Source organism: Marinilabilia salmonicolor (assembly GCF_003003035.1).
Taxonomy (GTDB): domain Bacteria; phylum Bacteroidota; class Bacteroidia; order Bacteroidales; family Marinilabiliaceae; genus Marinilabilia; species Marinilabilia salmonicolor_A.
The window spans coordinates 117,942-143,427 of the sequence record NZ_PVTS01000011.1 but is presented as its reverse complement, the minus strand read 5'-3'; the positions used below and the strand labels follow the sequence as shown (position 1 = coordinate 143,427).

Below are 25,486 nucleotides of genomic sequence, written 5' to 3'. Positions count from 1 at the left end.
ATGTGGTTCCTTTTATTTGTTTATTTTTTTAGGAAAACATTGCCTTTGTACTGTTTTCCTGTATCAACAACCTTTATTACGTAAAAATAAGTGCCGGTCGGTAGTGATCCGGATCCACCCAGTGACTTTCTGGTGGTTCCGTCCCAGGTGTTTTGGTAGTTGTCATTTTCGTAGATGATGTTACCAAAACGGTTGAATACGTGGATCGTTACCCTGTCATAATCTTCCAACCCTTCAATTTCAAAATAATCGTTGATTCCATCTCCGTCGGGAGAGAATCCTTCCGGAATCCTGAATGTAGTTGTAGGAACAAATTCCGGTTCTTCAATCTGGATGATTATCCACGCACTGCTGCAATCATTGCTGTTGTCTTCACTGCAAACCTGGTACGAGATGGAATCATTACCCACGAAATTAAACTGTGGGTCATAGGTTAGAATTCCTGCTCCTTTGAATCCGGCAGTGCCGTTTTCCGGATGTTTCAGGATGGAGAATTGCACTTGTCCGTTGATATCCAGGTCATTTTTCAAGGGTGAGATGTTCACAGTTTCATTCATCTCAATTACGATGGTATCGTTGATGGCTGTTATTCCGGGAAGAATTTCAACGGTAACTGTTGCCATATCCTGATCACCATTGGAATCTACTATCGCATAGCGAAAAGTAACCTGACCGATGAAATTTGTTTCGGGAGTAAAAGTTATGGTATTGTCGTTTTCTACAATCGCTGAACCTCCTTCTGCAATTTGGCTTACACTTAAAATTACGGGAGAATTATCAAGTCCCTGGTCGTTGTCCAGAACTGCAATGTTTACAGCTACATTGATATTGGTTTCTGCATAATCATCAGCTGCTATAGGGACAACGTTGGGGTCTTCATTGCTGTCTTCAGAGATTGTTACCGCAACATTTGCCTGGTCGGCGTCCCCGTTGGCATCGGTAACGGTATAGCTGAATGAATCACTACCCGAGAATGCATCGTTTGGTGTGTAGGTAACGGTGTTATCGCTTTCCACCACCACACTTCCGCTGGTCGGATTTGTACTGATGGTAACTACAATCGGAGCGTCTGCCAATCCGGTATCATTGCTCAGTACATTGATTGACACAGCCGTGTTTTCGGTGGTTGAAGCCTCATCGTCGGTTGCAACAGGCACGTTGTTGGTGTCCTCAGTAACAGTCACCGCAACATCCGCCTGGTCGGCGTCCCCGTTGGCATCGGTAACGGTATAGGTGAATGAATCACTGCCCGAGAATGCATCGTTTGGTGTGTAGGTAACGGTGTTGTCGCTTTCCACCACCACACTTCCGCTGGTCGGATTTGTGCTGATGGTGACCACCACCGGTGCATCTTCAAGTCCGGTATCGTTGCTCAGTACATTTATCGAAACAGCCGTATTTTCTGTAGTTGAGGCCTCATCGTCGGTTGCAACAGGCACGTTGTTGGTGTCCTCAGTAACAGTCACCGCAACATTCGCCTGGTCGGCGTCTCCGTTGGCATCGGTAACGGTGTAGTTGAAAGAATCATTGCCGAAAAATTCGTTGTCCGGAGTGTAGGTAATGGTGTTGTCACTTTCCACCACCACGGTTCCGTTGGTCGGATTTGTGCTGATGGTAACTACAACCGGAGCGTCTTCAAGACCGGTATCATTGCTCAGTACATTGATTGAAACAGCCGTGTTTTCAGTGGTTGAAGCTTCATCGTCGGTTGCAACCGGAATTCCGCTTGCAGCCTGAGTAATGGTCAATAAAACAGTTGCGTCGTCGGCGTCCCCGTTGGCATCGGTAACGGTGTAGTTGAAGGAATCATTGCCGAAAAATTCGCTGTCCGGTGTGTAGGTAACGGTGTTATCGCTTTCCACCACCACAGTTCCGTTGGTCGGTTGCTGACTAACACCCACTGATACCGGGGTGTCGTTCAGTCCGGTGTCGTTGCCCAGTACATCAATATTAACCGAGCTGTTCTCTTCGACAGTTGCCGCATCGTCGGTTGCAACAGGCACAATATTTTCGTCTTCTGTGACACTTACAGTTACCAGGGCCATATCCCAATCCCCGTTTGCATCAGCCACAATATAAGAGAAGCTGATGTCTCCAACGAAGAAATATCCAGGGGTGAATGTTACCGTATGGTCGGCATTTACCTGAACACTGCCGGATGCCGGAGATGTCGGAATGGCAATGTTGCCCATTCCGTCTTCCAGTCCGGTGTCGTTGGACAATACATCAATGGTAACAGGTGTATTCAGATAGGTTGTTGCCTGGTCATCCGTGGCAATTGGCAGATGGTTTTCTACATTTTCTGCCTTTACAGTTACGGTGATGTTTGCCGAAGCACAATCTCCGTCCTGATCGCAAACCTGGTACCCAAAAGTCTCAGTGCCACTGAAACCGGCATCGGGCGTGTATGTGATGGTGAAATCTGCATTTATGAGAGCAGTGCCATTGACTGGTTGAGGTGATATGGTAATGCCTGCCACTCCATCTTCCAGACCAGTGTCGTTGAACAGTATGTCAATGGTTACCGGGGTTTCAAATTCTGTAGCAACAGCCACATCATTGGCAACCGGGGTGGCATCGGGTGTTTCCAATACCTGGATATTGACCACGCCAAGGGCATAATCACCGTCCACATCTTCGATTTGGTAAATCAAAAGGTCATTACCGGTGAAATCGGCATCCGGAACGTAATGTAAGGTCCGGTTGCTGTTGATGCTGATGGTTCCGTTGGCAGGTTGCGCAAAGATGCTGAAGTTTTGCAAACCGTCTTCCAGACCGCTGTCGTTGCTCAATACATCAATGTTTGCCGGGGTATTGGTGTAAGTTATCAGCTCGTCATCATTGGCCACCGGTTGGTGATTCTCTTCTCTCACATGGATGGTTACGTTAGCCTCATCGCTATCACCTTCGTTATCCGTTATGCGGTAGCTGAAAGTGGTGATTCCCGTGAAATCCTGATCGGGAGAGAATGCGATGCTGCTGTTTGATGAAACTGAAACTGTTCCATTGGTAGCAGATGCGTCTGCAATGGTTATGTTTATCGGGCCATCAAAGAGGTTTTCATCATTCATCAGGACATCCACCTCCACCGGGGTGTTGATACTTGTACCTCTGCTGTCGTCGTTGGCCACAGGCGTTACGTTGATGTGCGTAACGTTGATGCTGACCATCGCGGTAGCAGACTGATTGATGGAATTGGTTATCTCATATTCCAATGAAAAAGCTCCATGGTACATCCGGTCGGGAGTGAACGTGATGGTGTTGTCGGGATTGACCGTTGCTTCGCCATGTTCGGGTTGCGAAACAATGGCAACGGTTGCACCATACTCCAGTCCTGCATCATTGGCCAAAATATCAATGTTTACAGGCGTTTCCTGGTCTGTCGTTGCTGCATCATCCTGCGGGCGGGGAGTGAAATCATCTGTGTTTGTAACAGAAACATCACTGATTTCTATTTTGTAGTTTTCGTCTTCTGTCAGTATATCGTCGTAAGAGGTGCTGATGTTGAACGTTTCATCACCATCCTGCTCTTCATCGTCCACTCCTGTGAGGGTAACAGTTGCAGGAATATCCCAGTTGGTGGTATTGAATGTAACAGTGGCTTCGTTGTCGGCCACATTTACAGTGCCTCGTCCTTCGGAAACGGCGGTAATGACTCCTTCCGTTGTGTCGTCCGAAGAGAGATTGATGACCACATTTCCTTCGGGCTGAGTATTCAGCGAAATGGTGAAACTATCACTCTGTCCTGCTTCGGTAATTTCCAGTCCGCCAGAGGGGCTGACCATGTAACCTGCAGTGTTGTTGTCCTGGTTGACAAAAGTCACAGGGTCGGGCAGCATACCGTTATAACTGCTGGTGCCACCAACTATCGGCTCAAAATTAATGTAGTAGGTCTGATTGCCATCAGCCATTTCATCGTTTTGGCCTGTTACTGTGATGGTAACAGGTTCTGACCAGTTGGTGTCATCGTAGGTAACAGAGGCCTGATTGTTAGGTGAATCGATGGTTCCTCTACCACCGGAAATATTGGTGATTTTTCCTTCGGATGTATCAGAGGAACTCATAACAAACAAAATCTGAGCTCCAGGTGCACTTTTCAGTCCCATGGAGAAATGTGCCTCGGCACCTCCTTCGGATGTCGGACCTGATGGTTCGGATATATCAACTTCGGAAATATCCTCATCAGTTAAAGTGACCGATACGCTGGCCGGTGAATGATTTTTGTATTGAGCATCTTCGGTGTCTCCTTTTCCGGGAACCACAGTAAATGTAAGATTTCCGTCATCAATGTCATTGTTGACCGGGGTGATGGTAACCTCCTTAGGCGTCTGCCAGTCATTTCCTTCTGTGCTAAAGGTTACGGATTCCGGTGAAACAGTGGCACGTCCGTCTGTTTCTGCCGTTAGGTTATAGGTGACATCCGAGGTGGGACGACTTTTCAGTACAATGGTAAAGCTTTTTGCTGCTCCATCTTCATCAAGTGCGATATCCTGAGGAGTGACCGTTGTTCCGTAAGCATCGTTGTCCTGGTTGGTCAGGGATACGTCGGAAACAGAATGATTGTTGTAATCATTGTCTGCACTTACTGCAGCTTGCGTAATGATGTTGTATGCCACATCCGAATCATCAATTTCGTCATCCTGGCCGGTAACAGTGATTTCCACTGCATCATTCCATTCATCCGGCTGGAAAGTAATGGTAGCTGAATTGGCATCAGTATCTACAGTACCACGGCTAACAGCAGTAATAACTCCTTCAGTGATATCTGATGATGTAAGAGATATACGAACCTCCTCTGTAGGCTCACTATTGAGTGTTATGCTGAAACCTGCGGTTACACCTGTTTCACTGGTGTATAATCCTGCTGTCGGGGTAACCGTGATTCCGGCCAGGTCGTTGTCGTTATTAATTGCCGGAAGTGTTTGGTCCGACAAGTTGCTGTAATTGTTGTCACTTGATGATACAGAGATGGTTATGTTGTAGTTGATGTCTCCATCCATGACTGCATCATCCTGACCTGTAATGACTACCTCCTGATTAACATCCCAGTTGCCGGGGCTGAAAGTAAGAGTTTCCGGTGCAACTGTCCCTTCTGTTTCATCCGAAGAATCAAAAGAAATGGTTACATCCGATGTTGGTTCAGACTGTAAACTGATGGAGAGGTTGTCGGTAACATCAGGTTCTGAAGTCTCGAAAGCAGTTTTTGAGAGTACAATTCCTGCATCATCATTATCAATATTAGTCAGATAAATGTCATTGAAAGACAGGTTGTTGTAGTTGTTGTCGCTGCTGCTGGTGGTAATGCTGACCATATAATCCTGGTCTTCGTCATCCACATCATCGTTGACTCCCGTTACTGTAATGGTTTTGGGTGTATTCCAGTCTGAAGAAGAGAACGCAACACTTGAAGTGACTGTTCCTTCACCCGTTTCGCCGGAAACAAAGTTGAAAGATACCTGATGGGTGGGCTCACTTTCCAAAACCACGGTAAATGTTGCTTGTCCGCCGTCCTCACTGGTCTCCAGTCTGTCGGATACAGAAGTGACCGGAGAGAGGGTTACTCCAAATGCATCATCATCTTCGTTACTCAGAGAAAGCGAAGTATTCAGATTACTTCCGTAATTTGTGTCAGCGCTGCTTATTTCTATGTCAATCTGATATTCCTGATTTCCATCGTCAATAGCATCATCCTGTCCGGTAATGGTAACGGTTTGCGGAGTATTCCAATTGGATGGAGTGAATGTTAATGTGTTTCCACTGGTTACCCGGCCTTCGGGTGTTGTGTTGGATGAAGAGGCAACGGTTACATCTGATACCGGTTCCGAATCAAGCACAACGGTAAATGTGGCTGTTCCTCCGGCCTCGGTGGTCCCAAGCGGCGTGTTTTGCACGATGGTAAGACCTGCTGTGTCATCATCTTCGTTGACTAAGGTAAAAGATGTATCGAAAGCAGTATCATAATTACTGTCAGCGCTGGTTACTTCCACATTGATGTTATAGTTCTGATTTCCATCGTCAATGTCATCGTCCATACCCATGATGGTAACTGTTTGCGGGGTATCCCAATTGGCAGGGGTAAAGGTAAGTGTGCCGCTGGCAACCTGGCCTTCGGTGGCATTATCAGATGTTGCTGTGATTTCCACATTTGCTGTGGGTTTGGATTCAAGTACCACCGTAAAGGCGGCTGTTCCACCGGCTTCAGTGGTATTGCCTGAAACGACCGATGTGGTGACACCTGCTGAATGAACATCAGTAATGTATACATTGATGTTATCTACAGCCATTCCACCGTAACTGGGTTCACTTCCTGATGCGTTTGAGGTAGTGATGGTGTAGCTGTGGTCTCCGTCATCAATCAGGTCGTTGATGGCAGTGATAGTTACGTTTTTGGCAGCCCAGTCGGATGGTGAAAAAGTAACACTACCGGGTGAAACGGTGACCTCATTTTCATCGGAGGATGAAAGAGTGATGGTTACATCAGAGGTAGGTTGCGAACTCAGCGAAATGCTGAAAGTTGCGTTTTCTCCCTCGCTGAGATTGATGTTCGCGGGAGAGACACTGATACCTGCTGTATTGTTATCCAGGTTGGTTACCTCAATGTCGTCCGCATTAATGCCATTAAACGGGGTGTAGCTGCTGGATGCAGTCGTGGTTAAAGTGTAAACAATGTTTCCGTCTGCAATTTCATCATTAACACCTGTTACGGTGACCGTCTGGTTGGTATTCCAGTTTCCCGGAGTGAAAGTTAGCGATGAGTTGCTCAGGCTTCCTTCCGATGCGTCCAGTCCGTTTATGGTAATGGTCACATTGCTTTCCGGCTGAGCTGACAGTCGGATATCAAAATTATCAGATGCTCCGTCTTCACTTGTCTGCAATGTGGTTTTGGAAACCATTATTGCTGCCACATCATTGTCAGTGTTGGTGGCATCAATGGAAATATCCCCTAAGGTCCGATAATTGGCATCTCCGTTGTTTACCGAGAGCGTAATGGTATAGTTCTGGTCTCCGTCAATGAGATGGTCATCCACGCCTGAAACGGTTACTTCCTGTGCCGTATTCCAATTGGCCGGTGTAAAGGTCAGTTGTGAAGCAGAAATGGTGCTTTCGGCAGCTTCTGTGTCGGAAGAGGTAATGTCGATGGTGACATCACTAACCGGTTCGGAGTCCAAAACAACTGAGAACGTAGCAGTAGTTTCATCTTCAGAGGTTTCAATGGAGTTTTCGGAAACGCTGATGCCTGCCTGGTCATCATCCACATTGGTGGCATTAACAGCGGCAGAAAGGCTGTTGTAATTGACATCGGTGGCTGATGTTGAAATGTTGATGACGTAAGTCTGGTCTCCATCATCAATGTCATCATCCACTCCGTTGATGGTTACTGTTTTGGCGGTGCTCCAGTTGGCGTTGTTAAAAGTAAGTGTTTGAGATGTGGTGGGTAACTGTCCTTCATCTGAATTGGTAGATGAAAGATTCATCGTTACAGTAGATTCGGGTTCACTGTTTAAGGATATCTCAAACGTAGCCGATGGTTGTGTCTCGTCTTCATAGGTTGTTACGGCTGTTTCGCTGATGTTGAGTCCTGCATTGTCGTCATCCTCGTTATTAACGGTAATGCTGCTTATGGCCATATCATCATAATTATTATCTCCACTGATAACCGTTCCCTGAAGGGTGTAAGATTGCAGACCGTCGTCTATGTCATCATCCACCCCTGTGATGGTGATGGTTTGAGGTACATTCCAGTCGGTTGCATCGAATATCAGTTCGTTGGTACTCATGCTTCCTTCAGAAGCGTCAAGTCCTGAAAATTCAACCCTGACTGCCACTGATGGTACTGAAGTCAGCACCACTGTGAAGTCAGCAGTAGTTTCGGCTTCAGAGGTGGTCAGTTCTGAGTGCGAAATGTTGATGCCGGCAACATCCACATTGGTGTTGGTCACGCTCACATCGTCAGGATTCATGTCGCTGTAATAAGTATCATCACTGATAACCGGTTCCAGGATGATGGAATAACTGATGTCTCCATCCACTTCCCATTCTCTGACAGGAGTTACCGTTACGGTTTGCGGAGTGTCCCAACTCCCTGCATCGAAGGTCAGTGTTTCGGGAGCTATGGTTCCTTCTGTTTCGTCATCAGAATAAAGATCTATGCTCACAGTATTAAGTGGTGCTGTGTTTAGCACAACAGAAAAAGTCTGAGTTGCACCATCCTCTGATGTGGATAATGTGACAGGTGAAACCGTAATTCCGGGTTCGTTGACGTTAATGATTCCCGGATTGGTCAGCGGGACTTCACAATTGGTGTTGTCCACTGTCAGCTCAAAGGTGTTCTCACCAATTTCCAGATACTGGGCGGGGATGGTCATGGACAGTTCCCCTCCTGTTGAGGTTGCGGATGCGATTTCAGCACCTTCGTAGTAAGCTCTGTAAAGAAAACCGTTTTCTGTGCTGTTAATGACGAATTCACCGTCGCGTCCGGGATCAACCGTTCCGGGAGTGATGGTTAGTCCTGTGGAGGGCATTACTACTACGGAGATGGCAAACGGATCAGATTCCCACTGGCAACCATCTTTGTTTACCCATAGGGTGTAGTCGTTTCCGTCGTCGGCCAGAGCAGCCTCTTTGGAAAATGTACCGGTGTTTTGTGATTCAATGTCGGTTCCGCCTCTTCGCCATTGGTAAATAGCATTCACTTCATCGGCAGTTAGAGAAATTTCTTGCCCAACACATACATCCTGGTCGCCCGTAAAATTGGTGTTGGGCGAGTAGGTGACATTAAAATTGCGGGTAGAGGTACAGGTGATGTCGTGTTCTTCAATATATTTTTCGATGGAGAGTGACCATTCGCCATAATTGACATTGCCGGATGTTTGCTCAACGGTGCGTTCTGTCGAAATTATACTGTTATCGAAACTCCAGGAATAACTGTCAGCCCCAAATTCTTCGGCAATAAGCTGAAGCGGGTCGTTCACGCAAAGAGAGGTGTCGCCCGAAAACTGCAGGCTGGGGGCAATGGTTACTGCAAACTCTTCGATGGTCTGACTGAGGCCGTCTTCCACCATCAGGTAAATGATGGCATGACCCGATTCGTAAGGTACAGGCTTGATGGTAACGGTTCGGTCGCTTCCGGTTCCTTCTATTTCAATGCCGCTGTGAGGTACAACAGATGGATTGGCCGAGAATCCTGTGATGGTAAGTTCATCGGGGGCGGTGTCGTCGTCGCCCACGGTAAAGTTTAAGGGCTGGGTTTCGCTGTTGGTACAAAGTACCTGGTCGTCAATTTCGGTAATGGTGGGAGCAGAGTTGATGATGCAGTAAACTGCCTCCTCGTTGTTGCTCCAGAGTGTGCCATCAAAGGCTTCCCAGGTAAATGGTGTTTTGCCAATCCAATCGGTGGGAGGGGTGTAGGTAAGATTTGTAAGATTTCCCCGCGTAACTTCCAGTGGTACAGAAATGGGGCTCTCATTGTAGCGAAGTTCTCCGATTTCAGGAAGAGAGGTAATTCTGATGGATTGGAATTGTGTATTTGCAGGATGAGAAAACTTGGGGTCAAAGTCTGCTGCTTCAAAGATAAGGTCATTGTTTTTAGGGCCTTCCTTGTAAACGTCGCCCACCCAGGGAGCTTCCCCGTTGAGGCATTTGGTATCGCTTTGTGCCACCTCGAAAACGATGTCATTGTACCCCAGGTCGATGGCGTTGAACCAGGTATTTAGCGTGTTCTCTTCACCATTGTGACTGAATCCTTGCCAAGCTCCATGATAAACCCAGTTTCTTGGAGTGTTTGTTGATATTTTTAATTGTTTTTGTGCTGTTCCATCCATTCTTCCCTGCCCGGTGTAATCTCCCCAATAGTCAATCTGACTGTCATCCCAGTAAATGGTAGTGTTCAGGCGGTTAAATGGGCGGATGGACGAAGTGGTAATACCATCCATTTGTTCCACATCGTACATGGGGAAATGGGCCGGACCCCGTCCGAAGAACGTTGCGGATGCAGAGTATTCTCCATCAGCGACTTCGGCTCCACCATCTGTTTTGAAATCCCAGAGCACATAGTTGAGTCCTTTTTTCAGTTCCCGATAGATGACCCGGTCACTGCCTTCGGCTGAATATTCTCCATCGCCATCCAGATCAAGCATAATGGCTGTGTAGCCTTCTATGTTGGTTTCGATGCTGAAAAAAGTGATGTCTTCGTGCGGGCAGGATTCATTGTTTTTTTCCAGTAGGATGGTTCCCCGGTCGATGTCGCTGTAGGCCGGGTATCGATTATACTGATAATCCATATAAAGCTGATCCTCGGCTTTCACCTGAACGGTGGGTGGCGCCAGTCGGGTATTGGGCCACACGCTGCGGTCGGGATCATTTAGGAATACTTTGTATTCTGCCAGGTCTTCTCCGCTTACCTGGTCGCCTTCCATACTTTGTACCCGTTTGATGTAGTTTTCCTCCGAGTAGGGCGTAATTCCATATCGATTGGCCACAAAAACAAAGGAATAGGGATACATCCGGAAGTTGACCTTGTTGATGAACTCGTCGGAGGTGAATACGTAAAAGTGCGCGTTTACCCGGTAATCGTAGAAACTTGTGTTGGTGAGCTGCCATCCGTAAGACCACAAGCGACCCGCAGATTTATTGGGCTCTCCGGGATTGGAGATGATGTTGTTCTCGCTATCGGTAACAGTCACATCAAAATACTCAAGGGCAAAACGGCGTCTGTAAACTGAGTTATCTCCATTGGTTCGATGGTTGCTGCCCCAGGTTTGAAACTGGATATTGTAATTTCCTGTTTTTGATGCAGTAAAGTAAATAGGAGGGTAGCCAGTGGTAATCAATGTGTTGTTGAGAAATGCACCGTTTGGACCTGATATTGCTTCAGAGTAACTGTTAATGTACCCAGGATCTCCATCTTCAGGCATAGTGGTTGATGGGAAGAATATCTGACCATCCGGATCAATAATCCTGAAAGACATATAATCCGGATCCGTATGAACGGAACCACCATAATTGTGATTGACCATTCTCATTCCAAAAAACATTTTTTCCCCTGCATTCAGGAAAATATTGATGCGTTCGTGTTCATCGCAATCGTAGAGACCGAAGTTGCTGTCATCAAAAACATTAAACTCGATAAATAATCGGTCATTGGCATTCGGCATCAGCTGTTTGGTGCCTTCCTGGGCAAAGGTTGCAGTAAAAGTTGTCAGGAAAATGATCAGGGGTAGAAGTTTCTTCATAGTATGTGGTCTTTTGGGGAATTGGTATCAAATTAGTGTTGGGTTACAGCGAAAGGTGCAATAGCTTTTCTTCACTCACAAAAACAGGAACATTATGAGATGCCAATGCAACTTACCGGGGATAATAATGGGAATGTTAAAAAAACGAGAGGTCTCTCTGTAATCGGAATTTTTTGGGGCCCTTTTCATAATATTGTCGGTTTAATTCAACTCTTCAGAGTATGACAATCCAATGCACTTACCGGTAAAATACCGGAGTACGCATTTATGGCCCTTAAAAATTGTGAAAATCAGGAGTGATCAGGAAATAATCTTGTATGGAAGATGTGTTTTTCCAAAAATGTTCACTCCTATCTTTTGAACGCCAAATATAATTAATATGTTACCTGATTTGGGGGTTAATCTATCTGGTTTTCAGAAAAATATGGTGAATGTGTTGTATTTGTGGATAAACGGAGTTCTGAATTAGATTAAACAAATGTTTTTTAAATAATCTTAAGTGGTGTGGTTTATGTCTTGGGATGTGTTTTTCGGCTATTTCCAGATGTCAATCATCCACTTGTCAGGAATCGTCTCTTCAATTATGTGAGCAGAAAGATTAAACCATTTTTCGCATTGCAAAAGGATTTGAGAGTCGGATGAGATAACAATTCCGTCGGCATGTGCAATTTTGTTGTCGGTCTGGTCTTCAAGAGAGGTGCTCCAACAAATACCTGCTTTTTGACCGATTTCATCGACCAGTTTGGCCAAGCGGCCACTGTTGCTTACCGGTTTGTCGAAAATCCAAAATACCTGAGTCGGCTGATGAGTTCTAAGAAAGTCTGCCACTAATTCTATGGCCCGTGGTGTTTCAGTGATTTTTCGATAGGATCCGTGCAGCCCGGAGATATCGCGGATCAGAGAGTCTCTACCTTTGAAAAGGGGGGCTCCGCTGAGGGCAGCTTCCAGAATAATCAGCAGATTGAAACCATCTATTGTAACGGTTTGGTCTTTGAAGGAGGCGCTCGTCTTGATTTCTTTTTGTTTGACAGGTTCAGCCAGGCTGAGTGGTTGACAGCACCGGTCAAGAGCCTGTCTCTGTCTTTCCTGTAATTTGAATTTGTCGCCCACCAACTTAAGAGCAGCTTTGGGTGAATAGTTCCGGTCGAGTAGCCAGCAGTAATCTGCTGCAGCTTTTTTCAGGATAATAACCTGTTCCGGTGAAAAAAGGAGGTGGTCCTTCGGTGCCGGGCCTCTGTGTTTTCGTTTGTCGGGGGACATGAAGAAAGTGTAATTTTAAATACTTTTTTTATCAGATCAATAACTTAGATGAATTTTATACGGATGAAACGAGCATGGCAACGGTTGCCTCAAAAGAGAATGTAAACAATCAACCATGCGAGTTCCATCCGACTTTGAAAAATAAATTTTATACGGATGAAATAAACGTTACTTAAAATTACAGCCAATTTAAAAGATATCCGATTTATATTCCTATTTTTAATCTGATTTATGATTCAAATTCTCTTTTGATATGCATTATCGCGGTAAAATAGTCATTACGCTTTTTTCCTTTTTTCTTCTGTTTTTTTCTTCTTGTCAATCACCGATGGAGACCAATAAAATTGATCGTTTTGCCCTTGTTAATCGTCACAATATTGTGGTTGAAGAGTTTGACCCCATGACACCATTATCGGCAGGTAACGGTAATTTTGCTTTTACTGCAGATGTTACAGGGCTTCAGACTTTCTATAAGGAATATGAAAAAGGAATTCCTTTAGGTACCATGTCCAACTGGGGGTGGCATACCATTCCAAATAAAAAATATGACAGTGCGGACTTCCCCCATCATGTACAATCATTACCTCATTTCAGGAGTATTGCCAATGCTCCCGAGTATCAACGGAAAGAGACTTATCGTTCTCATGAAGTAGAAGGACGGGAGGTTCCTTATGAAGACCAGATTGAGTCGTCGCCCCGTGCTATGGAGGCGGCAGATTATTTTCGTTCCAATCCACATCGGCTTCACCTGGGTATTATTCGTCTGAAAATAATTAAGTCCAATGGTGAAGAAATCGTGATTGAGGATGTGAAAAGCCCGGAACAAAAACTCGATTTATGGCGGGGCGAACTTTACAGTGAATTTGAGGTTGAAGGTCAGCCAATCACTGTAAAACTTTTTGTTCATCAGGAAAAAGATTTAATCTCGGCCCGAATTGAATCTCCGCTGATTGAATCTCAACAGCTGTCTGTTGAATGGCTTTTCCCTTATGGTGCCCCGGTTCATACAGGTCCCGGATATGATTTTGGTTCGCCCAATAAGCATCATTCAATATTGCAAGTCAATGAGGACGGTCATGCTGCAATCAGACGTATTCTTGATGAGGATGAATATTTTACAGATATCCGGTGGAAAGGAGGTGCTGTGTTTGAAAAAACTGAAGCACACTGCTTTTTGTTGACCCCAAATCCTGATCAGCAGGCATTGGAATTTAGCTGCTTATTTTCTGCATCGGATGAGGATATTGATGTTCCGGGGTTTGCAGAAACAGAAAAAAACAATGAAAAAGAATGGGAGAAATTCTGGACTACAGGAGGGGCTGTTGATTTTTCAAAATGTACCGATCCGAGGGCCCGGGAGCTGGAGCGACGAACGGTCTTGTCTCAATATCTGACCAAGATAAATGGTTCAGGAAATCTCCCCCCACAGGAAACGGGTCTTGTTTTTAACAGTTGGTTTGGAAAGTTTCATCTGGAAATGATATGGTGGCACAGCGCTCATTATTACAATTGGCAAAGAACTGATTATGTTGAAGATCAACTGGAGTTTTACAGCGATATTTACCGGACTGCCGTTGATTTTACCAATTTACAGGGATACAAAGGGGTACGATGGCCCAAGATGACAGGGCCTGATGGGTTTAACAGTCCTTCCTCCATCGGTTCTTACCTGGTTTGGCAGCAACCACATTTTATTTATCTCGCCGAACAGCAATACCAGGCCAATCCAACTGAAGAGACACTTAATAAATATGATTATCTGGTTTTTGCCACAGCTGATTTTATGGCCGACTTTGCCGTTTATGATGAGGTTTCAGATACTTATCATCTTAAACCACCTTTGATTCCGGCTCAGGAACATTGGGATCGTGAAACCACAGAAAATCCTCCTTTCGAGTTGGCCTACTGGCATTGGGGTTTGTCGATTGCCCAAAAATGGAAGGAACGCTTACAGGAGGAGCCCGATGAAAAGTGGGAAGAAGTCCGGACTAAATTAAAAGCTCCGGTATCAATGGATAGTGTGTATCTGGGAATTGGAAATGCCCCTGATTCCTATTCAGAACCGGAGAATATGCGTGATCATCCCATGGTATTGGGAACATACGGAATGCTGCCTCTTTGGGAAAAGGTGGATACTGCAATTATGCGGAATACCCTGGACTTAATAATGAAGAACTGGAATTGGGAACATACCTGGGGATGGGATTATCCAATGGTGGCCATGTGCGCTGCAAGACTGAATGAGCCCGAGATAGCTCTTGAAGCTCTGTTAATGAATGTTCAAAAAAATACTTACTTGAAGAACGGACACAATTATCAGGATGATCGTTTGAAAGTATATCTTCCCGGAAACGGCGGTTTTCTAAAAACCATTGCCTTGATGTGCGCCGGGTGGGAAGGGTGTGAAATAAAGAACCCGGGGTTTCCCGATGATGGAACGTGGGACGTTGAATGGGAGAATCTGAACCCTGACTTTTAGATTTTGGAAATTGTAAAAAATAAAATTTTACCAATGAAAACGAGCATGGCAACGATTGCCACAAGAGAATATGTATAATTTCTTACATGCGAGTTCCATCAGACCAATAACTTAGTTTAATTATATGCTGATGAAACGAGCATGATATTTTTTAAATATAAATATCACAAGAGAATATGTTTAAAAGAATATTATGCGAGAGCGAAGCGGTTCCATTCGTTCTTAAATTTTTAATTAGTTCTTTATCACATAATTACAAAATTTTAAACGGATGAAAAAATATCTTGTTATTCTTACAGTTTTGCTGTTGGCTTATTCCTGCCAACCGCCCAGGCATGGTCAATCCTTTTTAAATGAGGATGGAAACCTGTCCATTCAACTTGATTTCGAAAACCTTTCAAATCCTCTCATTATTTCCGGTGATCAGGGGGCTTTTTATTTCGAAACAAAAGATGGACGGAACTGGATTAAGGAACTTCCCGACCAGCAAACCTGGACGGATTCTTCCTATTTGGCAAAATGGAATCTTGAGGAGGCTGAAGTTCAACTATTGGTTGAAGTTAACGCTGATTCTTACCATCTTTCTTTGAACTCGGATGCCGAAGTGGACATTTTGAAATGGGGGCTGGGTCTCAATGCTTCTGATGATGAGTATTTTACCGGATTATTTGAGCGTGCGGTGGATGGAAATCAGACCGAATCGTGGAAAGAAGGAATTCAGACAGCCATGAATTTGAGGGGCGAGGCCGTGGATATGCTCATCAAGCCAACACTTTCGTTGTACACCCCTTTTTATCTTTCATCCAACAATTATGGGATGTTTGTGGAGGGCACCTGGCCGGGCCATTATGATTTCTGTAAGACCAATGAAGATATGGTGCTGATTGAATTTGAGGGACCTTCGTTTTCTGCCGTGTTTTACACAGCAGACAATCCTGCTACAATTGTTCAACAACATAGTTTGGCGGTTGGGCCTACATTGGTTCCGCCTAAATGGGCCTTTGAGCCCTGGCGATGGCGCGACAACCATGAGCATAAGCAAACCTATTATGATGGTACCGAAGTAAAAGCTCCATATAACAGTCAATTGGTGGAGGACATTCTGATGATGGAGGCTTTTGGTATTCCATGTGGTGTTTATTGGGTCGATCGTCCCTGGGCCAAAGGAGTGTATGGCTATGCCGATTTTGAATGGGATCCTCAGCGTTTTCCTGAAGCGAAAGCTATGCTGAATTGGTTGGGCGAGCGTGATGTGAAATTCATGCTCTGGATAGCTCCCTGGGTGGCTGGAGATATGCAGCAGGTTGCACATGAAAAGGGATATTCGGTGCCTATGAAAGGTCCGGCCGGAGGAATTGATCCGGACTCTGCCGCATTGATTGATTTTACCAATCCAGAAGCCTGTAAATGGTGGCAGGAGAATGGCCCGGAGAAGATGCTGAAACAGGGTGTTGCTGGTTTTAAGTTAGATCGGTCAGAAGAGTTGGTGCCCGAAACACGCGACGTACTGTTTGCGGATGGTCGTTCAGCCCGTGAGGTAAGAAACGATTACCCTGTATTGTATGCCAAAACGGTTCATGAAAGCGCTAAAAAGATTCATGGAGACGATTTTGCTCTTCTCACACGTGCCGGCTATACCGGAAGTTCAAAATATACTTCATTTTGGGGTGGAGATATTGGTTCTCCGCAGGAGGGCCTCAGGGCTGCCATTATTGCTTTGCTTCGAAGTTCTGTAATTGGTTATCCGGTTTGGGGGTCTGATATTGGCGGTTACTGGCAGGGCGATTTAGACCGCGAAGTTTTTGCCAGATGGTTGGCATTTGGGTGTTTTAATCCCATTATGGAAGTCGGTCCGACCGAAGACCTTGCACCCTGGAGTATGGATTCAGAACCCGGCTATGATGAAGAATTAATTGCTATTTGGAGAGTTTATGCCCGATTGCATTCCGATTTGGCTGATTACAGTCATCAATACGCCGTGGAAGCAAATGAGACGGGAATGCCCATTGTCCGACCATTGTTTTTGCATTTTCCCGAACAGTCGGATGCTTGGAGTGACTGGCAGACCTTTCTTTACGGAGAGGATATCTTGGTGTCGGCTATATGGCAGAAAGGCGTGGAATTGCACAGAATGTATCTTCCTGCCGGTGAACGTTGGGTTGATGCCTGGAATCCGGGAGATGTTTTTGAGGGTGGACAATGGATTGAGGTTGAAAGCCCCATGTATAAAATACCACTTTTTATCAGGGAAGGGGCCCAAACAGAGCTGGGGAATATTCAGCAATTGTATGAAGAGTCGCTCCAAATTTCTCAAAAGAAACCCGATTTATTTGTATTGGAAAAAGAAGCCTTTTGATGCTTGGTGTATCAAACCGTCTTCTTTGAAATGATTTTCCCGGCACAGAAAATTTCAAAATATCTGTTAATTTCAATTCTCCTTTCTTCCGGTAGCTTTAAAAGTTACCGGAGAGAGGAGTTTTTTAAAAGTTGATCAGGCTAAATTCCTATATAGTGTCCGGTTCGTCAGGTAAAATGGAGAGGTTGGTGCCGATGCCGTATGTTTGGTTTTAAGAGCACAGCTGATCCGTATGAAATTTATTTTTTACAGTTGAAAGGAATACGCCTGAATACGCCTTTAAATGTTCTTTTGTGGCAACCGTTGCCATGCTCATTTTATTGTTTATATTTTTTTTGCCTTAAACTTCTTTATGCTTGCTGGGGGGATAACCGAACAGGTTTTTAAATTGTTTACTGAAATATTTCACATCATTAAAGCCAATCCGAAAGGAGACTTCGGATACATTATAGCCTTTTTCCAATAACTGGGCAGCAATTTTGAGTTTCATTTGGCGAACAAACTCCACCGGACTCATGCCTGTCAATCCTTTAACTTTATTGTAGAAGACTGTCCGGCTCACGCACATCTGTTCAGCCAGTTCTTCTATGGAAAATTCATTGGAATAATTGTCCTGAACATATGCAACCAACTGCTGAAGAAACTCTTCATCTTTACTGGTTACTTTAAGGGTTTCAGGATCTATGGTTTTGTTGTCTCTAAATTTTGCGATAATTCGTTTGCGTTGTTCTATCAGGTTTAGTGCGACTGTTTTGAGAAGCTTTGTGTTGAATGGTTTGGGCAGGTAGGCGTCGGCACCACACTGAAGACCCGATATCTGATCCTCGATGTCTGTTTTGGCTGTGAGCATGATGATGGGGACATGGCTCGTGCTAAAGTCTTTCTTCAAACGTTCAGTCAGCTCCAAACCGTCAATTCCGGGCATCATAACGTCGGTAATGATGAGGTCAGGATGAATTTTCTCGAGGATCTTCAGTGCTTCTTCTCCGTTGAGCGCTTTTGTTGTTGTGAAGAGGCTTCTGAGTGCCTGATTGATGTACTCAAGAATTTCAGCATTGTCTTCTATGATCAGCACTGCCGGTTTGTTGGTGGCTGAATTGTTGTGATCGGACTGAATATCAGTGTCCCGGGGGATGAAGGTGTCTTCTGTTACCGGATGATGGTGGGGGGCTCCTTCTTCGACAAAGTCCACATCGTTGCGTCCTGTCAAATGTTGTTTCCCGACAGGCAGGGTAATGCTGAAAGTGCTTCCGTTTCCTTCTGTGGAATCTACCGAAAGTTGTCCCCCGTGCAAGCGGGTGATTTCGTAGGCCAGGGAGAGACCTATTCCCGTGCCTGACATCTCCTGATCGCTTAAGATTGTATATCGCGAGAAAATATCCTGCAGGTTCTTTTCAGGAATTCCTTTGCCTTCATCGGTGATCGAGATGGTAAGTTGTTTTTGATCAGAATGACTGATGTAAAGGGTTACTTTTCTTCCTTTGGGTGTAAATTTGATGGCGTTGCTTAATATGTTGTAAAGTACCACATCAATTTGTGTGGCATCCGCCCAGATGTTTGTTTCCTCCTGATCGGTTTGGAATGAAAACTCCAGGTTCTTGTGATGGGCCATTGGAACAAAGCTGTCAAATACCTCACGGGTAAATGTTATAATGTTGAACTGGCTTACTTTAAGGCGCATCTTGTTGTTCTGGATCTTTCGAAAATCCAGTAACTGATTAATCAACTGAAGCATGCGCTTCCCGTTTTTGTGCACAATCTGTAATTCTTTGTAGATTTCAGGAGATATCTGTCGGGTCTTGCTTTTGATGTCTTCCAGCGGTCCCAGAATCAGGGTCAATGGAGTTCGGATTTCATGCGAAATATTGGTGAAAAACTTCAGTTTGAGTTCATTAATCCTCTTTTCGACAGTGAGTTCGTTTCTGTACCGGTTGATTTTAATGACAATTTTTCGGATTCCTGCCAGAAAACCAATGAAAAGGATAAAATACCCCATATATGCCCAGTTGGTTTTGTACCAGGGCGGCAAAATGGTAATCTTCAATTCACGCGGAGATTCAATCCATCCTCCCATGCGGTTTGTGGATTTAACTTTAAAAACATAATCCCCCGGAGGCAAATTGGTGAATGTGGCCTTGTTCTGGTTACCTATCTGGTTCCAGTTGTTGTCGAAGTTTTGCAGGAAATAGGCGTATTGTACAATGCCCGGATCCTGATAATCCAATGCTGAAAATTCAATGCTGAAACTGGACTGGAAATGTTTCAGGGTAAGATGGTTTGTGTAGGTAATGGTTTTGTTCAGGGGAGAGTTTGGCTCCAATGTTGATACATCTTTGTTAAAGAGCTGAAAATTGGTGAGTTCTATTTTAGGACTGTAGTTCTTTACGCTGATTTTGTCACTGTCCAGAGCCTCAATCCCTTTGTAGCCTCCAAAGAGCAAAACACCGTTTTTGCGCTTCAGGCAGGTGTTTTCCATGAACATGTTAAAGCTCAGTCCGTTGTTGGCATTGAAGGCTTCTATGGTTCCGGTGTTTTTGTTGATGCGGTTCAGTCCGTTTTCGGTACTTACCCATATTTGTCCGGGTTTTCCTTCATGCATGGCAAGCACCACGTCGTTGGCCAAACCATTGTTGCTGTCGAAGTGCAAAAACGATGCGATTGAATCTTTGATGCTTTCCAGTTTATTAAGACCTCCTCCAAGGGTGCCGAACCATAAATCGTTGTCCGAATCTTCAAAAATATGCACCACATCGTTGTAACTGAGACTTTGGTCTCTTTCAGGGGTATAAAAGAAACTCATAAATGATCCCTCATCTGCTTGGGTACGCATATATAAACCAAAACCTGTAGCCACCCACATTCGTCCATTGGAGTCAAAAACAATATTTCTGACCATATTGCTTCCCAGCGTGCTGTTTTGGCTGTGAATGTTTTGGAAATACCTGCTCCCGTCGGAATTTGTCTTTACCTTACTTAATCCGTTTCCATAGGTGCCAATCCAGATTTCGTTTTCCTCATTTTCCACAATGCAATAAACATTGTTGTGGGTGAGTGACGTGAAATCGGATGGGTTGTGTTGATAATTGTAAAATCTGAGGTTTGCGGGATCTGAGTATTTGTTCAGAGGCTTTTGGCTCACCAAAATTCCTTTCCCCTTGGTGCCCAGCCATAAATACCCTTGAGTGTCGGTAATGATGGAGTATATATTTGCTCCTGAAACCACCCCTTTGTCGGTTGTGAACTCGTTGTAAACAGCTATTTCGTTGTAAAGTGAGTCCATTACATGCAAACGTCCGGCTTTGGTCCCAACCCAAAGACGCCCTTGTTGATCCTCATGTAATGCCCGGGTTACATTGTCTGATATTTCTTTTATCTCATTCTGGGGCAGGATATGCCGGAAGCCCGGAGTTCTTAGTATTACCCTCTCTATTCCTCCCAGATACTGACCTGTGCCCAGCCAGAGCTGACCTGAGTGGTCATGGATAATGCTGGCGACAATGTTGGAGTTGATGGAGTTCGGATTGTTGGGGTCATTGAGATAGAAACTGAACTGATCGGTGTTTCTGTTATACAGGGCTAATCCTCCTTCGTGCAGTCCAATCCAGAAGTTATTGTTGTTGTCTTCAAAAAACACATGTCGTTCAAGGTCGGTGGAGTTTTCTCTCGATGGTGGTGAAAGACGGTAATGCCTGGAGGTTTTATCTTTTGGATTAAACCTGTCCACTCCAAATGTCTCTGTGGTTATCCATATTTGATGCTGATGATCTTCATAAATCTTATCCACATTCTTTCCGGAAATGTTCATTTTTTCCCATTTCTTTAAATCACCGTCGTATTGCATCATTCCGCGGTCTCTGAATCCTGCATAAATATCTCCCAATTCAGAAATAAATAGCCGGGTGAGTTGATTGCTGATTAAATCGGAGGTGTTTTCCTGATTGATTTGAAGAAAAAGGTTGTCATTTTTGTCTTTAAGAATGATTCCATTGTCACTGGTACCCAGCCATACATGCTCATCGGTCTCACAATAAGAAGTGAATGAGTAATCCACAAAAAAGTGCTGAAACGTCGGGGCACCGGATTCGATATCTTTTCTTGCAACGAAATTTATTCCCCTTTGAGTGCCAATCCATAAGTTGCCTGTGCTGTCTTTTTTTACAAATGAAACATCATTGTTGGACAACGCATACTGACCCCGATTGAGAAAGTGGGTTACTTCATACTGAAACTGCTCACCCTCTTTCTTCAATCTGAAAACACCCTGGTATTTCAAGCCCAGCCATATTTCATCATCGGTGTACTGTTCAAAATCGGTAATAATTAAATTATCGTCCGATACTTTTTCCAGATATCCGGGAAGGGTATGGATTTTTTCCAGAGCCGGATGAAAATAATGATAATACCCATCGTGCGTCATAAACCAGATGAATCCCTGCTTATCCTGCCAGATGTCTGTAACTCTGTTGTTTATAAGCATTCCGGAGTCATCATCATTTCCCTTAAATACTTTAAAATTGTATCCGTCGTAACGATTCAATCCGTTGTTGGTCCCAACCCAGATAAAACCATCCTTGTCGCAATACATTGCTGAAACGGTGTTCTGTGACAATCCTTCCTGTGTGCTTATATGCTCAAAGCGAAAAATTTCCTGCCCCAATAAGATTGAAGGGATTGAAAGAGAGAGTATTAAAAAAGAAGTAATGAACCTGAGTGCCGACATATGTTAATCCGAATAATTAATGGTTCGTGATGTTGCTTTTTGTGGAAGCAGCATTACCTGTCTTTATGTAGCAGGACACCTGCAAAAATGCAACATTTTTTTGGTTTTATATAATTTAATTAAGTGGGTGATTGGTCGGTAAATTGTAGTAAATCAGTGTTTTGATAAAATGACCCCGGTAAAAGTTAACAATTTGAAACACATTTTCTGATATTTTGCGCCTTCCGGATGGTTTTTTTACCTCATATATTGCAGGAGTGATTTTGGATGTTGTTGAAACATAGTTTTTAATGATTGATGAAATCATTTATGTCTAACCAAATTTTAAAAAGAATTATGAAAAAAAACAATTTTCTAAGATTGTTCTTCATGTTGTTTCTCAGTGCTGTCTTTTTTTCGGCACATGCGCAGGAAGAATTAATGGTCAGGGGAAAAGTTACCTCTGTATCTGATGGTTTACCGTTACCGGGGGTAAATATTATTATAAAGGGTACTACTACTGGGACCATTTCAAATGTGGATGGTAATTATGAACTATCAGTTACCAATGCAGAGGAGGCGGTGCTTGTTTTTAAGTTTATTGGATTTAATGATTTGGAAGTTCCTGTCCAAAATCAATCGACTATCAATGTACAAATGGAGGAAAGCGTTATAGGGCTTGATGAGGTCGTTGCGATTGGTTACGGAACAGTTAGTAAAAGAGACTTGACCGGATCGGTGGGAAGCCTCGATGCAGATATGGTTACGGAAAAAGGAACTACCAGTCCTCTTGAGTCCATACAGGGAGCAGTCCCCGGGGTTCAGATTTCCTCGGCCACCGGGCGTATCGGGGATGGTTTTGACATCCAGATCAGAGGGCAAAATACTTTGTCAGATGATAGTGAACCGCTCTATGTGGTAGATGGTGTTATTACAGATGGGATCGATTTTTTAAACCCTCAGGATATTGCTCGTATTGATATTCTCAAGGATGCCTCATCAACAGCTATTTATGGATCCAGGGGAACAAACGGTGTTGTTATTGTTACCACAAAACAGGGAGCTGATAGTAAGTCTAAAGCTGTTGTAACTTATGATGGTTATTACGGGGTTAGAAAACCGGCACGTCTTCCTGAACTTATGGATGGTCAAAAGTGGTGGTACTACCATAAATCAGCTTATCTGGCTACGGCAAGTGATTCCAATGGAGATGGTATCATTGATGCCCAGGAGCATGAAGCTTCTTATTTGGGTACTGCAAACAGTGAGTTGTTACGCCGGGCCCAAAACAATGAAACCACAGATTGGTATGATGAAGTATTAAAAAATGGAAAACAACAAAATCATTACATTTCCATTTCCGGTGCCAATGAAAATGTTTCCTATGTTATGGGCATTGGTTATCAGAACGAAGAGGGAAACCTTAATAATGAATACATTGATAAGTACACTTTTAAAACCAGTGTAAATCATAAAGTGTCGGAGAAGGTTACTGCCGGGGCCAGTTTAAATGTTTCTCTTACAGAACAGGAAATGGGCAGTCAGAAAGCAATGAGGGAAGCCTTCAGACTTAACCCTTTGCTTTCACCGCGTGATTCTACAGGAGTACTGGTTCCGATGCCGGGAAAATATACCACTCCGGAAGGCGATTACCTGATTAACAAAACCAGTACCTACAACCCCTTGCTGGAAATCAATAATTCATCAGACAATACCCGTCGTTACAACGGTGTTGGAAATGTATTTTTGGAATTTAAGCCAATTGAAGAGCTGACTTTTAAAACAACTTTTTCTATTGGCTATGATCAGTTTCGTCGTGGACGATCCTGGGGAGCTCAAACCGATGATGGTGCAAGCAACGGAGATCAGGCTTTGGCTCAGAGAGACACAGAGGAGGATCTGAATTATACGTGGGATAATCAGGTTTCCTGGGATAAAAGCTTCGGCATGCATCACTTTAATTTAATGGGACTTTACAGTATTTATGAGCGAAGAATAGAAACGTCCAGGATGTCCACCACAAATCTCCCGTTTAATTCCCAGTATTACAATATGGGCACGGGAGCACAATCAAGTTTTAATATTGGATCAAATTACATCAATACTTCATTGATGTCATATGTTTTAAGACTCAATTATGATTTCAATGATAAATATCTGATAACTCTCTCCAATCGTTGGGATGGAGCTTCCAATCTTTCAGAAGGAAATAAATGGCATTCTTTTCCTTCAGGAGCATTTGCCTGGCGCGTAAGTGAAGAGCCTTTTATGGAGAATTTTGGCTCCCTTTCAAACCTGAAGGCGCGTGTGAGTTACGGTTTTACAGGAAACCAAAATGTAGATCCATATAAAACAGTTAGTTATGCCGACAGGCAGACCTATTATAGTTTTGGGGATAATACGGTTAATGGATTTATTCCCTCACAGATTGCAAATAAAGTTCTTACCTGGGAGACCACTTCCGAGTTAAACCTGGGGCTGGACTTTGGCTTTTTGAGAAATCGAATTTTCGGGTCTGTAGATATTTATAACCGTTTGTCAGAGGATTTGCTGATGAAACAAAAATTGCCCAAAGAAACAGGCTGGGAGGAGTTGGATGCCAATGTTAGTTCAGTAAGGAATAAAGGTATTGAACTTTCTTTAACCACCGTTAATATCGATAATGGAGATTTCTCCTGGAGAACTTCTTTTACTTTTTCAAAGAATACCAATGAAATTGTTTCTCTTTATGGACAGGAAGAGGTTGATGACATCGGAAACGGTTGGTTTATCGGAGAACCCATAAGGACTCACTACAACTATAAGTTTGATGGGATTTGGCAAGCTGATGAAGCTGCTGAAGCTGCCACTTATGGGCAAACAGAAGGACAGGCAAAAGTTGTGGATGTCAATGACGATGGAGAAATAACTCCTGATGATGACCGTATGATTCTTGGTTCTGTTGATCCCGATTGGTCAGGAAGTTTTTCCACACATTTTAAATACAGGGGATTTGATCTTTCAATGAATCTTTTTACCAATCAGGGGATGTTTGTTTACAGTGGATTTCACTCCAATTTCGTAGATATGCGTGATCGTGGTCGTGCCAAACTTGATGTGGATAACTGGTACATTCCTGAAAACGATGCCGGAATTCCTGCTCAGTATTCGAATGAATATCCTCAGCCAAGGAATGGCGGTACTTATTGGCGAAATGATGGAGTGGGGTACTACCGATTGGTGGATTATGTGAAAATTAAAAACATATCATTAGGATATACTTTTGATCAAAGTGTGGCCGGCAGGTTAGGGATGAGCCATCTTCGAATTTACACCAATGTGCTGAATCCTTTCGTATTCACGGATTATGACGGCTTTGATCCGGAATGGGCTGGTTCTGATTATGGTGCCGGAGGTGTAAGCTTTGTAACCTATCAATTTGGTGTTAGTGCCAGATTTTAAGGAGTTTTTATATTTCTAAA

General features: G+C 44.0%; 6 protein-coding genes. 3 read left to right on the top strand and 3 right to left on the bottom strand.

The annotated features are described in order from the left end of the window. Nucleotides 1-20: 20 nt before the first annotated feature. Nucleotides 21-11,231 (bottom strand): Ig-like domain-containing protein, encoded by an 11,211-nt coding sequence (locus BY457_RS12410; RefSeq protein WP_106153650.1) that lies wholly within the window; start codon nucleotides 11,229-11,231, stop codon nucleotides 21-23. 534 nt (nucleotides 11,232-11,765) lie between these two features. Continuing rightward, nucleotides 11,766-12,491 carry a DUF434 domain-containing protein gene (locus tag BY457_RS12405; protein ID WP_106153649.1) on the bottom strand — a complete coding sequence of 242 codons (726 nt, stop codon included), beginning with the start codon at nucleotides 12,489-12,491 and terminating at the stop codon, nucleotides 11,766-11,768. Nucleotides 12,492-12,744: 253 nt separating this feature from the next. Between BY457_RS12405 and BY457_RS12400 the strand changes: the two genes are divergently transcribed. Both BY457_RS12400 and BY457_RS12395 read left to right on the top strand, forming a co-directional pair. Continuing rightward, nucleotides 12,745-14,970, top strand: coding sequence for a hypothetical protein (locus BY457_RS12400; protein WP_106153648.1), 2,226 nt, complete (start codon nucleotides 12,745-12,747; stop codon nucleotides 14,968-14,970). A gap of 271 nt (nucleotides 14,971-15,241) precedes the next feature. Continuing rightward, a complete protein-coding gene (locus BY457_RS12395) occupies nucleotides 15,242-17,326 on the top strand; it encodes a glycoside hydrolase family 31 protein (RefSeq protein WP_106153647.1) in 2,085 nt (694 codons plus the stop codon). 340 nt (nucleotides 17,327-17,666) lie between these two features. Here BY457_RS12395 and BY457_RS12390 read toward each other — a convergent pair whose 3' ends face one another. Further along, nucleotides 17,667-22,046 (bottom strand): hybrid sensor histidine kinase/response regulator transcription factor, encoded by a 4,380-nt coding sequence (locus BY457_RS12390; RefSeq protein WP_106153646.1) that lies wholly within the window; start codon nucleotides 22,044-22,046, stop codon nucleotides 17,667-17,669. 336 nt (nucleotides 22,047-22,382) lie between these two features. Here BY457_RS12390 and BY457_RS12385 point away from each other — a divergent pair, with 336 nt between their 5' ends. Then, a complete protein-coding gene (locus tag BY457_RS12385; RefSeq protein WP_181256471.1) occupies nucleotides 22,383-25,466 on the top strand; it encodes a SusC/RagA family TonB-linked outer membrane protein in 3,084 nt (1,027 codons plus the stop codon). The last annotated feature ends 20 nt before the right edge of the window (nucleotides 25,467-25,486 follow it).

What these genes read in the sequence shown, in the direction of transcription:
- BY457_RS12410 (WP_106153650.1), bottom strand. Translation starts at nt 11,231, where the DNA reads ATGAAGAAACTTCTACCCCTGATCATTTTCCTGACAACTTTTACTGCA.
- BY457_RS12405 (WP_106153649.1), bottom strand. Translation starts at nt 12,491, where the DNA reads ATGTCCCCCGACAAACGAAAACACAGAGGCCCGGCACCGAAGGACCAC.
- BY457_RS12390 (WP_106153646.1), bottom strand. Translation starts at nt 22,046, where the DNA reads ATGTCGGCACTCAGGTTCATTACTTCTTTTTTAATACTCTCTCTTTCA.
- BY457_RS12400 (WP_106153648.1), top strand. Translation starts at nt 12,745, where the DNA reads ATGCATTATCGCGGTAAAATAGTCATTACGCTTTTTTCCTTTTTTCTT.
- BY457_RS12395 (WP_106153647.1), top strand. Translation starts at nt 15,242, where the DNA reads ATGAAAAAATATCTTGTTATTCTTACAGTTTTGCTGTTGGCTTATTCC.
- BY457_RS12385 (WP_181256471.1), top strand. Translation starts at nt 22,383, where the DNA reads ATGAAAAAAAACAATTTTCTAAGATTGTTCTTCATGTTGTTTCTCAGT.